We start from the raw sequence: 13,410 nt of genomic DNA, 5'->3' as shown, positions 1-13,410 counted from the left end.
ATATTTAATCATTTTAAATTTATCAGAATGTCAAAAATAGGAATATACTACGGCTCAACAACCGGCAACACACAAGAAGTAGCGGAAGAAATAGCAAAAAAACTGGAAGTAAGCAAGGCTGACTTACATGATGTATCAAAGGCAAATACAGACTTTTCAGCTTACGATGTGATATTATTCGGTTCTTCAACATTAGGATTGGGTGACCTTCAAGACGATTGGGAGTACTATATCGACAAAGTAAAGGCTGCCGATCTGAATGGTAAAAAAGTAGCTCTGTTTGGATGTGGTGATTCATCTTCATATAGCGATACATTTGGCGACGCCCTATCAAAAATATACAGCGTAATAAAGGGTAAAGGTTGCGAGCTAATCGGTAAGGTAAGCACAGAGGGATATACCTTCGACAGTTCTGAATCTGTTGTTGACGGCGAATTTCTTGGTTTGCTCATCGATAACGACAACGAGTCGAACCTTACAGATCAACGCATTGCAATTTGGACAGAAGACCTTAAAAAAGCAATTTAACAAAGTAAATCAATATGCGTGTTTTCTTTCACCTGATTTACGAATACAAAAAAGGGGTGCGCAGCTTGGTACTGTGTACACTACCCGGAGAATATGAAGATAAAGTCAGATGGAAATTGGGAAAAAACTCGATTAATTATAAAATAAGCCATCTGAAAAACGGTAATATAAATGTCTTTTTCGGCAAAGAGGAATGCCTCTTAGTAGCCAACGCAATATGTGGAGACAAACCGTTGAACTTATTAACACCTGAAGAAGATTTTATATTAGGAATATTATTAGGATATAGTGTCTGTGAACAATGCAACAGATACAGCAAGAGACAAAAGAAAAGTATTAATACACTTTGTTTGGCATAACTTTTCTATTGGATAGTTTTTTTAGTTGATCTAGATCCTCGCAGACGTGATGTCAGTGAGGATTTTTCATTTTTACCCACAACTATTATCTTATTATACACAAGCTTTCCGCAAATAATATTTACGAATACTGAAGTAGAAAAAGTGACAAGATAAAAGGAAGTAAAATGTGTCACTTTTGTCACCTTTTAACAAAAAAAAAGAAGATAAACAAAGAGTAAAATAAAAACACAATAAACTATTTATCAAAACTTTAATAGCCAAAAAGAAATAAAAAAACAACAAAAAGACTGCTTTTTTGTTATGTTATATATACAATAATAAACTCACTACTATTTTAACCATAATTTATGACAGATTTATTTAATATACGAAGAGATTTTACTTTAAAAACACTAGACGAGAGCGATGTCCTATCCGACCCAATGGATATGTTCGAACAATGGCTTAACGAAGCTATTATAGCGAAAGCCCTTGAACCAAATGCGATGAATCTGGCAACAGCAACTCCCGATGGGAAACCATCTTCGCGTATGATACTACTCAAGCAGATTAAACCACAAGGATTCGTTTTTTTTACTAATTATGATAGCAAGAAAGCTTATCAAATTACACTAAACAAGTACTGTGCCTTAACTTTTGTTTGGAATGAATTGGAAAGACAAGTAAGAATAGAAGGTATTGTTGAAAAAACTTCAGATGCAGAATCAGACTCTTACTTCGAAGTCCGTCCGGCAAAGAGCAAGTTGGGAGCTTGGGCATCACCCCAAAGCCGTGCGATACCCGATAGAAAATACTTGGAAGGACTGATAAAAGAATATGAATCTAAGTTTAAAGACAAAGATATAGTCCGTCCTCAAAACTGGGGAGGATATATCGTTAAACCTTATCTTATCGAATTCTGGCAAGGACGCAGCAACAGACTGCACGACAGAATACAATATGTGCTTGAAGATGGAGTTTGGGAAGTTGAGCGTCTCGCGCCATAAGTTAAAATAGATATACTACAATATCTATGCATTAAGCTTCGAGAAGAAAAAATATTTTATCAGATATTATAGAAGGTTTGATTATTAATTTCTATTTTTACGCTGATACTATAATCATTATGCCTAAAAGTGAAAAGATATTATAATATTTGTTCGTTTCAATAATTATTTTTAGTATTGTATTCGTTAACACCAATATAGAGAATGCCAGTAAGATAAAATAACACTCCTCATTATTTTACATAAACTTATATTTATTCCGGCTCAGGTATCCGGAAAAGGACAACGAATAAAATAAATAATTACATATACTTTAATTTACTATAATTATGGAAACAACAGTAAAACTTTATTCCTTAACTTACAAAGAGATTAAAACATATTTGTTTGCATTGTTATTCGTTGTCGGAAACATTGCACTTCCTCAGATATGCCATTTGATACCTGGTGGAGGCTTAACCTGGCTTCCTATATACTTTTTCACTCTGATAGCAGCGTACAAATACGGTCTACGGGTTGGTTTGTTAACTGCAATATTATCTCCACTTATCAATAGTGTTTTATTTGGAATGCCTCCGGTGGCTTTACTCCCTGCCATACTAATCAAGTCCACCTTATTAGCAGGGGCAGCAGCTTATGCAGCACATCGACTCGGAAAAATTTCTCTATTAGGAATAATTGCCGCTGTTTTGACATATCAGATAGCAGGTACATTGATAGAATGGGCTATCGTAAAAGATTTCTTTACAGCAGTACAAGATTTCCGTATTGGTATTCCGGGAATGTTAATACAAATATTCGGGGGGTACGCTTTATTGAAAGCTATCGCTAAAATATAAGATACAAAAATGTCTGACAACAAGTCTTTTTCGGAAGTATTAGAACGCTTCCGCGACATTGCTTTTTATGAAAGCTTCGATATGATTGTCGCTATCGCTAATGGAGGCATAATACCTGCTGCTATTCTCAATCAAAGACTAAATATCGATATCCATCTGTTAAAAATAAACCTACGCGACGCTTACCAAAAGCCCAAATATGAAAGTCCGCAATTGATAGCTCCCATCGACTTCGACTTCAAAGGCAAATCTATATTGCTGGTAGAAGACAGAGTGAAGACGGGCGCATCTCTGGGGTTGGCATGTAAGTTGCTCGAAGGTGCCAGACTAGTTAAAACATTCGCGGTAAACGGAAAAGCAGATTATGCCCTATATGATGAAGATTGCTTCAAGTTCCCGTGGCTATTATAAAAATGAATGAAGAAAACAATTAGTGCCATTGCTTCTGTTTTATTATTTGCCCAGCTTACTTATGCCATAGATAACAATCCAATTTCAGCACCTAAGGATTCTATCCAACTAGGAGATGTTATTGTCACCGGAACTCGTCCGGCGGTAAATATCAACAATCTTCCGATGAGTGTAAGCATAGTGGGAAGTAAACAAATCGAGAGTCGGTTTGAACAATCATTATTACCTATCATTACAGAAGAAGTCCCGGGTTTGTTCGTTACTTCACGAAGCATTATGGGCTACGGTGTCGCAGCAGGATCTGCCGGAGGTATGACAATACGTGGTATAGGCGGAAGCCCTACCACACAAATGCTGATGTTGATAGACGGACACCCACAATATATGGGATTGATGGGACATCCCCTAGCCGATTCGTATCAGTCATTAATGGCAGAACGAGTAGAAGTAGTGCGTGGACCAGCCTCCGTTTTGTACGGATCGAATGCAATGGGTGGGGTGATCAACATTATTACCAGAAAGCAACTGCAAAATGGAGTGAAGACAAACGTTAGAGCCATGTATGGCTCATACAACACACTCAGTACAGAGGCAAACAATGCTATTCGTTCGGGTAAGTTCAGCAGCTACGTATCTTTAAGTTACAACCGTTCGGACGGACAGCGAGAAAATATGGATTTTGAGCAATATAGTGGATATGCAAAAGTCGGTTATGATTTCACTCCAAACTGGAAAACTTTTATTGATCTTGACTTGACTAATTTCAAAGCCTCAAATCCCGGAACGGTGAATAGTCCGGTCATCGATAATGATGCCAATATTACTCGTGGAGTAACATCCTTTTCTCTTGAAAATAACTACGAGAAAACATCAGGAGCTCTTAAACTCTATTACAACTTCGGCTCGCACAAGATCAATGACGGGTATCCGCCTACAGAAGAAGCCAAAGATTATAGGTTCAGATCGAACGATAAGATGGTAGGTATCACTTTATATCAGAATTACACCTTCTTTAAAGGAAACCAAACAACCGCAGGATTCGATTTTCAACATTTCGGAGGACATGCGTGGAACAAATTTCTGGATAACAGAGATGATGTAGACATAGCCAAGAAAAGCATAAATGAGGTTGCAGGATATATAAACTTCCAGCAAACACTGGCTTCTAAAGTAGTACTGAATGCGGGAATAAGAATAGATCATCATGCCATTACCGGTACAGAATACATTCCACAAGCCGGAGTGAGTTATATAGCTACAGAGAATACAATAATAAAAGGAATCGTAAGTAAAGGTTTTCGTAACCCTACTATACGCGAAATGTACATGTTCCCTCCTCAGAATCCCGACTTAAAAGCCGAGCGGTTGATGAATTACGAAATATCAGCATCTCAAAAGCTACTTAACAGAGCATTAAATTTTGATCTGAGTCTGTATTATATAGACGGTAGTAACAGCATACAAACCGTGATAGTAAACAACAAGCCATTGAATGTAAATACAGGAAAGATAAAAAACTATGGGCTAGAATTTGCAACTCAATATAGAATAGCCCCGCATGTAAATCTGTCTGCAAACTACAGCTTATTGCATATGAAATATAAAGTTCTGGCATCTCCCGAACATAAATTATATGCAGGGGTAAACTATTCGTACAACAAATGGATGTTATCTACAGGTATTCAGTTTATAGATGGGCTATATACCGTGCTTGAGAACAAAGTGACAAATACAGAAGCAAAGAAAGAAACATTTACTCTATGGAATATCAGAGCAGCTTACAAGCCTATAAGTATGCTGGAAATATTTGCAAGAGGAGAAAACCTTCTGGCTCAGAAATATGAAATAAATGCAGGATACCCCATGCCTAGAGCAACAGTGTTTGGTGGTGTCAATTTAAGATTTTAAAATAAGGTTTTATTAAATAAAGATTAACTATGGACAGACGAAATTTTCTAAGAGCAATAGCCATCACCGGTGCTGCAGCAACAATAAAGACAAGCGCAGGTATGGACGTACTGGCCCAAACGCTTGAAAACACTCAAACAGGTAAGCCGGTGGATATGGTAGCCGTAATGGGCGGAGAACCTGACGCTATGTTTAAACGTGCCATCACAGAACTGGGAGGTATGGGTAAATTTATAAAGAAAGGATATAAAGTTGTAGTTAAACCTAACATTGGATGGGACAAGGCTCCTGAGCTTGCCGGAAATACGAACCCAAAGCTTGTCAGTGAAATTGTTAGACAATGCTTTGCTGCCGGAGCTAAAGAAGTTACTGTATTTGATCACACCTGTGACGACTGGCTCAAATGCTACAAGAATAGCGGTATAGAAGCTGCTGCAAAGGCCGCCGGAGCAAAGGTTGTGCCTGCTCATGAGGAGTCATACTACAAAAGTGTGTCGTTGCCTAACGGTGTTACCCTGAAAAACACAAAGATACATCAAGCAATTCTCGACTGCGATGCATGGATCAACGTGCCTGTACTCAAACATCATGGTGGAGCGAATCTCACTATCTCGATGAAAAACTATATGGGCATTGTATGGGATAGAAGAATATTTCATGCAAGCGGACTGCAACAATGCATTGCTGACGTGTGTACATATTCTAAAAAACCGGTATTGAATGTAGTGGATGCATACCGTATCGTGAAAACCAACGGACCTCAGGGAAGATCGGCCTCCGACGTGGTAACGACAAAGGGATTGTTCGTCTCACAAGATATTGTTGCAGTAGATACTGCCGCTACTAAATTCTTTGGTCAGGTACGTGAAATGCCACTCGACCATGTAGGTCACTTGGCTAACGGACAAAAGCTAAAACTGGGAACAATGGATATTGAAAAACTGAACATCAAGAGAATAAAAATATAATTAAACTATAACTATCATCAAATGCTTAAGTACTTGCGAGTAGGGATATCTATTGTGATATTCACTCTCATAACATTCTATTTTCTAGACTTTGCAGCCTTACTCCCCGAAAGTTTTCACGGGTTAGCCCAGATACAACTAGTTCCCGCAATACTCGGAGGTAGTTTGCTTATCCTTCTTTTTTTAGCTATCCTAACCTTACTTTTCGGGCGCATCTACTGCTCGTCTATATGCCCAATGGGAATTTATCAGGACATCGTAAGCTGGATATCAAAACGACGTTTATTCTCAAAGAAAAAGAAACGCTACAATTACAGTAAAGCAAAAAACATTCTTCGCTGGAGTGTTCTCGCTGCGACAATTATTGCCTTCTTCGCCGGATTCCCTATCCTACTTGGATTAATCGATCCTTACAGTGCATGGGGAAGAATTATCTCGAATGCATTCCGTCCGGTCTATATGGGTGGCAACAATGTTTTAGAATCTATTTTTACAAGCTTTGGCAATTATACTTTCTATAAAGTCGAAATAGTCATGCTTAGCCTATTTTCTTTTGTTGTGGCGTTGATTACATTCTTTACTATCGGCTTTTTTGCTTGGAGATATGGAAGAACATATTGTAACACCATCTGTCCGGTAGGCACAGTATTGGGATTCTTAAGCAAGTTTTCCTTATTTAAAATCAGGATAGACGAAAGCTTGTGCAACAGCTGTGGTTCATGTGCTACTAAATGTAAAGCTTCGTGCATCGACAGCAAAAATCACGCTGTTGATTACTCTCGTTGTGTAGATTGTTTCAATTGTTTAAGCACTTGCTCAAAAAATGCACTTGCGTTTTCTCCATCTTTCAAGAAAAAACGTCCAACAAGAGCGGAAGCGGATAACAAAACAGATAAAAATAAAAGACAATTCCTTTTTGCGGGACTCACCACAGCCATAGCTGTTCCTGCTGCGTATGCTCAAAACAAAGCTGCAGAGTTGACCGGTAACCATAGGTACATCCGCAAGAATGCGATTTGCCCTCCGGGTGCGGTAAGTGCAGAACATTTACTAGAACATTGTACAGCATGTCATCTTTGCATCAGCCGATGCCCATCAAAAGTTATCAAGCCTGCCTTTATGGAATATGGATTAGGGGGAATGATGCAACCTATGATGAACTACGATAAGGGTTTTTGCAATTACAATTGTACTGTTTGCTCTGATGTTTGCCCAAGTCATGCTCTAAAATCGCTTACGATAGAAGAAAAACATATGACTCAAATTGGACGTGTGACTTTTCACGAAGATATATGCGTAGTTCATACCGAAGGGACAAATTGCGGAGCCTGTGCAGAGCATTGCCCTACTCAAGCCGTAACGATGATTCCGTACGAAGGTCACGAAGGTTTAACTATCCCATTCATCACCCCTGATATCTGTGTTGGATGTGGTGGCTGTGAATATATTTGTCCGGTTCGCCCATACAGAGCTATATACGTGGAAGGGAACAAGGAGCACAAACAGCGTAAAGCTTTTAAGGAAGAAAAGAAAGAAGATGTTGTCATTGATGGCTTTGGTTTCTGATTCCAATTCGAAAAGATCGGAAAACATTTTCAACCTCAATAATAATCAACAGAAGCATTGAAAGCACAGAACTGATTCTGTGCTTTTTATGTTCTAATGCAATCGTTTGCAAATCATTTTTATAAAAAAAGAATCCTCTAAAGCTATAGTATGATGCTTTAATATGTAGTTTTGTTTAGCAGATATACTCTTTTGCATAAAAAGACCATTAATCTATAACCATAAAAACTGCAACATGAAAATAAAGTTACATATCGACTATCATACTGTCTGGGGACAAAACATCTATGTCTGCGGATCTTGCCCCGAGTTAGGCAACTGGGACGAGAAGAAGGCTCTGAAAATGACATGTATCTCTTCAAGTGAATGGATTGTTGATTTCGAAACAAATGATACATCTATAGAATATCGCTATATTGTAAAAGAAAATGAAATAGTTACTGCACAAGAGTGGGGAGATCCTCATACGTTATTACTGGATTCAAGTAAGACTTTCGATATATTGGATTCATGGCGTGGAGTTCCATCTCAAAGATATCTTTATACTTCAGGATTTTCGGAAAGCTTTTTCCATCATGACAATGCTTCAAAACTGAAATATTACAAAAAAACTATTTTAGTCAAGGTAAATTGCCCATATATAAAGAAAAATCAAACGATGATTCTTTCCGGTTCGTCAAAAGCTTTAGGCGAATGGAACATAGAAAAGGCGATACACCTTACTCCTGCTAATTTTGGAGAATGGCAAGTGGCAATCAATGCAACCTCTGTAAAAACTCCCCAGGAGTATAAATTAGCTATATACGATAATTCAGAGAACAAGATAATTCATTGGGAAAAGGGCTCAAACAGAGTACTCTCTCCCATCACGGAAAAAGAAGATACAGTAAGAGTAGAGGCACTTGACTATCGCCACGAATGGATGAGTTGGAAAGCTGCCGGAGTATCTATCCCTGTATTCTCGCTACGATCAAACGATAGCTTTGGCATCGGTGAATTTTCCGACCTCAAAAAAATGGTTGATTGGTCTACCCTTACGGGGCAGAAAATCATACAAATATTACCGATCAACGATACTACAATCACGCACACGTGGATCGATTCATACCCATATAATGCGATATCTATTTATGCTCTCCACCCTATCTATTTAGGCTTAAAGAGTTATCCGCTCAAGGATGAGAAATTATACAAGAAATACGAAAGTGAGGCTAAAGAGCTAAATGCATTAAAAGAAATAGACTATGATAAGGTTTTAGCCCTTAAGTCGTCATATATAAAAGATTTATTTAAAGAGATCGGAACATCAACCCTCAAAAGTAAAGACTATCTCACTTTCTATAAGCAGAATGAAGAATGGCTGTTCCCTTATGCTTGTTTTTCGTACTTCCGTGATGTGTACAAAACGGCAAACTTCTCTTTATGGAAAACCCAAAACTCTTTTGATAAAAAGAAGTTAACTGCATTTATAAAATCAAATAAAGAAGCAAAAGAAAGCGTAGAGATGCTTTGCTTTACTCAATATCTGCTACATATACAATTGAAGGAAGTAAAAGAGTATGCTCATCAACATGAAGTTGTATTAAAAGGTGATATACCTATCGGTATAAGCCGCAACAGCGTTGAAGCATGGGTAGAACCTCACCTTTTCAATCTGGATGTACAAACGGGTGCGCCACCTGATGATTTCTCGTTTTTCGGTCAAAACTGGGGATTCCCTACATACAATTGGGATGAAATGGCAAAAGACGGCTACCAATGGTGGGTAAAGCGTTTCCGAAAAATGGCCGATTATTTCGACGCATATCGGATTGACCATATATTAGGATTTTTCCGCATCTGGGAAATACCTCTATCATCGGTACAAGGTCTCTTAGGGTATTTTAGCCCTGCCATACCGATGACTGTAGAAGAAATACAATCGTGGGGTATGTGGTTTGATGAGTATAGAATGACCAGTCCTTATATTCACGAACATTTCCTAAATGATGTATTTGGAGAATATACTCAAGACGTTATTGATAGATATCTAACTCCGATTGCTTGGCAAACGTTCAAATTGAAAGACTCTTGCAATACTCAAGTGAAGATTAAAGCTCTATTTGAAAATAAGACCGATAATAAAAGCAATGTTATACGAAACGGACTGTACAGTTTATGTAATGAGGTCTTGTTTATTAAAGATAAACGTGAACCTTGGAAATATCATCCACGTATTACTGCACAGTACACCCATTCGTATGCCAATCTGGACAACAATGCTAAACTCGCGTTCAACAGACTTTATGACGAATTCTTCTATCGTCGTCACTCCCAATTCTGGAGAGAGCAAGCTATGAGCAAATTGCCTAGTCTGATAGCTTCTACACGCATGCTTGTATGTGGAGAAGACCTTGGGATGGTTCCGGAGTCTGTTCCGTCTGTAATGAACGAGTTGCAAATACTCAGTCTGGAGATAGAGCGTATGCCTAAAGTTAAAGATATGGCTTTCAACTATCTGGGCAACTTGCCATATATGAGTGTTTGTACTACATCCACTCATGACATGGCTCCGATAAGAGCATGGTGGAACGAAAATAGAGAAACAACGCAGAAGTATTACAATCAAATATTATGGAAAAACGGAGCTGCTCCGAAAGACTGTAATTCTGAGTTATGCTCGCAGATTGTAACCAATCACTTAAATTCTCCTTCAATGCTAGCTATCCTCCCTCTTCAAGACTGGCTCTCGATAGATGATAAGCTGAAAAGAGAGAACCCCGAAGAAGAACGTATAAATATTCCGGCGATTGCACAACATTATTGGAGATATCGCATGCACCTCAGTTTAGAGGAATTATTAGATGCCAAAGAATATAATGCACATGTAAAAGACATGGTAAAATCATCCGGAAGAGAATAAACCTATATATATAAATATACCGATGAAAAGAAACTGTTTAATTTTATTACTTCTTGTTTTTGTAAGTCAATCAATTCTAGCAATTGATATAAAGACTGTAGATCCGGCTTTCTGGTGGGCGGGAATGAAAAACCCCGAACTGCAAGTGCTGATTCACGGAAATAATATATCTAAATGTGATGTAAGTATTACTTCCAAAACGGCCAGAATAAAAGAAACTGTAAAGCTTGAAAATCCTAACTATCTTATTTTATATTTGGATCTTTCGAATGCCCAACCTGAGAAATTTGATATTATCTTACAACAAGGTAAAGACAAGAAAGTTATTCCTTATGAGATTAAACAACGTAAAGCGGGTTCATCCGAAAGGGTTGGATTTAACTCCAGTGATGTTTTATATCTCATCATGCCGGATCGATTTGCAAACGGAGATCCTACAAATGATGTGATTCCGGGAATGCGTGAAACCAAAGTAGATAGAAATCAACAATATGCCCGCCATGGCGGAGACTTCAAAGGGGTAGCCGATAACCTGGATTATATACATGATTTAGGCGTGACAGCTATCTGGTTCAATCCGGTACTGGAAAACGATATGCCGGAAGGTTCTTATCATGGGTATGCAGCAACTGACTACTACAAAGTAGACCGTCGCTTTGGTTCGAACCAAGAATTTGTTGATCTTGTAGACAAAACTCATGCGAAGGGTATGAAAGTAGTTATGGATATGATATTTAATCACTGTGGCAGCGAACACTATCTATTTACAGACAAGCCTTCCAGGGACTGGTTTAATTATCCTGACAAATATGTTCAGACATCTTATAAAACTACAACGCAACATGATCCTTATGCTTCAGCAGCAGACAAAAAACTAGCTATTGACGGATGGTTTGTTGAATCTATGCCGGACCTCAATCAACGTAACGAGCATGTAGCAAAGTATCTAATTCAAAACAGTATCTGGTGGATAGAATATAGTGGTATCGATGGTATTCGTCAGGATACCCATCCTTATGCCGATTACGATATGATGTCTCGCTGGTGTAAAGAAGTTACAGAAGAATATCCTGATTTCAATATTGTAGGTGAAACTTGGTTAAACAACAACGTAGCTATTGCTTTCTGGCAAAAAGACAGCAAACTGGCTGCACCAAGAAACTCTAACCTTCGCAGTGTAATGGACTTCCCTCTATTGTCTGTGATGGAAAAAGCCTTTGACGAAGAAACAGCATGGGATTTGGGGCTATCTCGCATATACGAATATTTAGGACAGGATATCGTTTATGAAAACACTCATGACCTATTGATATTTCTTGACAATCATGATACCTCACGCTTTTTCAAGAATGAAAAACAAACATCAAATCTAAACAGATATAAACAAGCTATTGCTTTTCTGCTAACGACTCGCGGCATACCTGAAATATATTACGGTACAGAAATATTAATGGCGGCAGACAAAAGTGAAGGTGATGGATATCTTCGTCGCGACTTCCCCGGTGGATGGCAAGGTGATGCAGTGAATATGTTTAAGGCGAATGAAAGAACGGCTCAACAAAACGAGGCCTTCGATTATATGAAGAAGATATTAAACTGGCGCAAGGGGAATGAAATAATAGCAAAAGGGACTCTAAAGCATTTTGCCCCAACCAATGGCGTTTACGTTTATGAGCGCAAGTATAATGGAAAATCGGTAGTTGTTATATTAAGTGGCTCGGATAGCGAAAAGACAATTAATTTAGCCACTTACAAAGAAATACTACCTAAAAGTCAGGCTAAAGATATTATCACTGAAAATATTATAAACTTGGATGGTGAGACGTTAACAATTAGACCAAGAAGTGTTTTTATATTAGAATTTTGATTACTTTTATAGAAAGTATCATCAAAATTCTAGTGCATGAAAAAAGGGCCTCTTACTATTAAAGATATTGCAAAGGATCTTAATATATCGCCCTCGACAGTATCGAGGGCGCTGAAAGATAATCCGGACATCAGCCCTGAAACACGGAGAATAGTACAGGACTATGCAAAAAAGCATAAGTATAAGCCAAATGCGTTGGCTTTAAGTCTCAGAACTCAACACAACAATATTATTGGAGTTATTGTACCTGAACTGGCTAATCACTTTTTTTCGGGTGTCCTTTCCGGAATGGAAACAGTGGCTGAGGAAAAAGATTACCATGTAATTGTTTGCCAATCGCTTGAAGACTATAAAAAAGAGGCCAGGAATGTGCAAACACTAATAAAGGCACGAGTATGTGGGATTTTAATCTCTCAGTCGAAGACAACAACAAAATATGATCATTTTCAGGAACTGATAGACAATGATATTCCCGTCATCTTCTTCGATAGGATATGTACCGGAATCGATTCAGATAAAGTAGTAGTGGACGACTACAATGGAACACTTACTGCTGTAGATTATATGATAAAAACAGGCTGTAAGCGTATAGCCTTCTTTTCAGCTCCTTCGCATCTTGAGATTTCAAAAAACAGGAAAAATGGCTATTTGGACGCTCTGAGAAAACATCAGATACCTGTTGATGAACAACTGATACGTACCGCAGACACAAAACAGCTTGGATATGAGAAAGCAATGGAAATCTTACAAGAGTCCAATCATCCTGATGCCTTCATGGCGATGAATGATTATACGGCTTCGGGAATATTGCTTGCTTGTAAAAAGTTGGGGTTCAAGGTTCCTGAAGAAATCTCTATCTGCGGATTTTCGAATTCTAATATATCTCAAGATACCGACCCAATGTTAACAACTATGGATCAACACCCTATAGAGGTCGGAATGGAAGCGATGAAACTGATTTTAGAAAAAATAGAAAACCCTGAGAATACCTCAAGGAAAAACAAAATAATAAAAACTTCATTAATTGTCAGGCAGACAACACGAAATTTGTCTGATGGCTAATAACAATAAGT

General features: G+C 38.2%; 11 protein-coding genes. All 11 read left to right on the top strand.

Translation table 11 applies throughout. The annotated features are described in order from the left end of the window. The first annotated feature begins 27 nt into the window (after nt 1–27). Nucleotides 28–528 carry a flavodoxin FldA gene (gene fldA, locus QOX35_RS06885; RefSeq protein WP_135103842.1) on the top strand — a complete coding sequence of 167 codons (501 nt, stop codon included), beginning with the start codon at nt 28–30 and terminating at the stop codon, nt 526–528. 14 nt (nt 529–542) lie between these two features. After that, nucleotides 543–887, top strand: coding sequence for a DUF2023 family protein (locus tag QOX35_RS06880; RefSeq protein WP_006842452.1), 345 nt, complete (start codon nt 543–545; stop codon nt 885–887). 350 nt (nt 888–1,237) lie between these two features. Further along, on the top strand, nt 1,238–1,876 hold the full coding sequence (gene pdxH / locus QOX35_RS06875) for a pyridoxamine 5'-phosphate oxidase (RefSeq protein ID WP_135103841.1): 639 nt from the start codon (nt 1,238–1,240) through the stop codon (nt 1,874–1,876). Between the two features lie 329 nt (nt 1,877–2,205). Then, on the top strand, nt 2,206–2,715 hold the full coding sequence (locus QOX35_RS06870) for an ECF transporter S component (RefSeq protein WP_283686300.1): 510 nt from the start codon (nt 2,206–2,208) through the stop codon (nt 2,713–2,715). A gap of 9 nt (nt 2,716–2,724) precedes the next feature. Then, nucleotides 2,725–3,126, top strand: coding sequence for a phosphoribosyltransferase (locus QOX35_RS06865; RefSeq protein WP_283686299.1), 402 nt, complete (start codon nt 2,725–2,727; stop codon nt 3,124–3,126). Between the two features lie 6 nt (nt 3,127–3,132). Continuing rightward, nucleotides 3,133–5,034 (top strand): TonB-dependent receptor plug domain-containing protein, encoded by a 1,902-nt coding sequence (locus tag QOX35_RS06860; protein WP_283686298.1) that lies wholly within the window; start codon nt 3,133–3,135, stop codon nt 5,032–5,034. Nucleotides 5,035–5,063: 29 nt separating this feature from the next. Beyond that, on the top strand, nt 5,064–6,002 hold the full coding sequence (locus tag QOX35_RS06855) for a DUF362 domain-containing protein (RefSeq protein WP_283686297.1): 939 nt from the start codon (nt 5,064–5,066) through the stop codon (nt 6,000–6,002). 21 nt (nt 6,003–6,023) lie between these two features. After that, a complete protein-coding gene (locus QOX35_RS06850; RefSeq protein ID WP_283686296.1) occupies nt 6,024–7,568 on the top strand; it encodes a 4Fe-4S binding protein in 1,545 nt (514 codons plus the stop codon). A 235-nt stretch (nt 7,569–7,803) separates the two neighbouring features. Further along, on the top strand, nt 7,804–10,470 hold the full coding sequence (locus QOX35_RS06845; RefSeq protein WP_283686295.1) for a 4-alpha-glucanotransferase: 2,667 nt from the start codon (nt 7,804–7,806) through the stop codon (nt 10,468–10,470). Between the two features lie 22 nt (nt 10,471–10,492). Then, on the top strand, nt 10,493–12,337 hold the full coding sequence (locus QOX35_RS06840; protein ID WP_283686294.1) for a glycoside hydrolase family 13 protein: 1,845 nt from the start codon (nt 10,493–10,495) through the stop codon (nt 12,335–12,337). 36 nt (nt 12,338–12,373) lie between these two features. Then, nucleotides 12,374–13,399, top strand: coding sequence for a LacI family DNA-binding transcriptional regulator (locus tag QOX35_RS06835; protein ID WP_283686293.1), 1,026 nt, complete (start codon nt 12,374–12,376; stop codon nt 13,397–13,399). The last annotated feature ends 11 nt before the right edge of the window (nt 13,400–13,410 follow it).

This window comes from Dysgonomonas sp. Marseille-Q5470 (genome assembly GCF_951230145.1).
In the GTDB taxonomy this organism is placed as follows: Bacteria; Bacteroidota; Bacteroidia; order Bacteroidales; family Dysgonomonadaceae; genus Dysgonomonas.
Note: the sequence above shows the minus strand (reverse complement) of the source record. Positions and strands in the feature narration are given on the sequence as shown.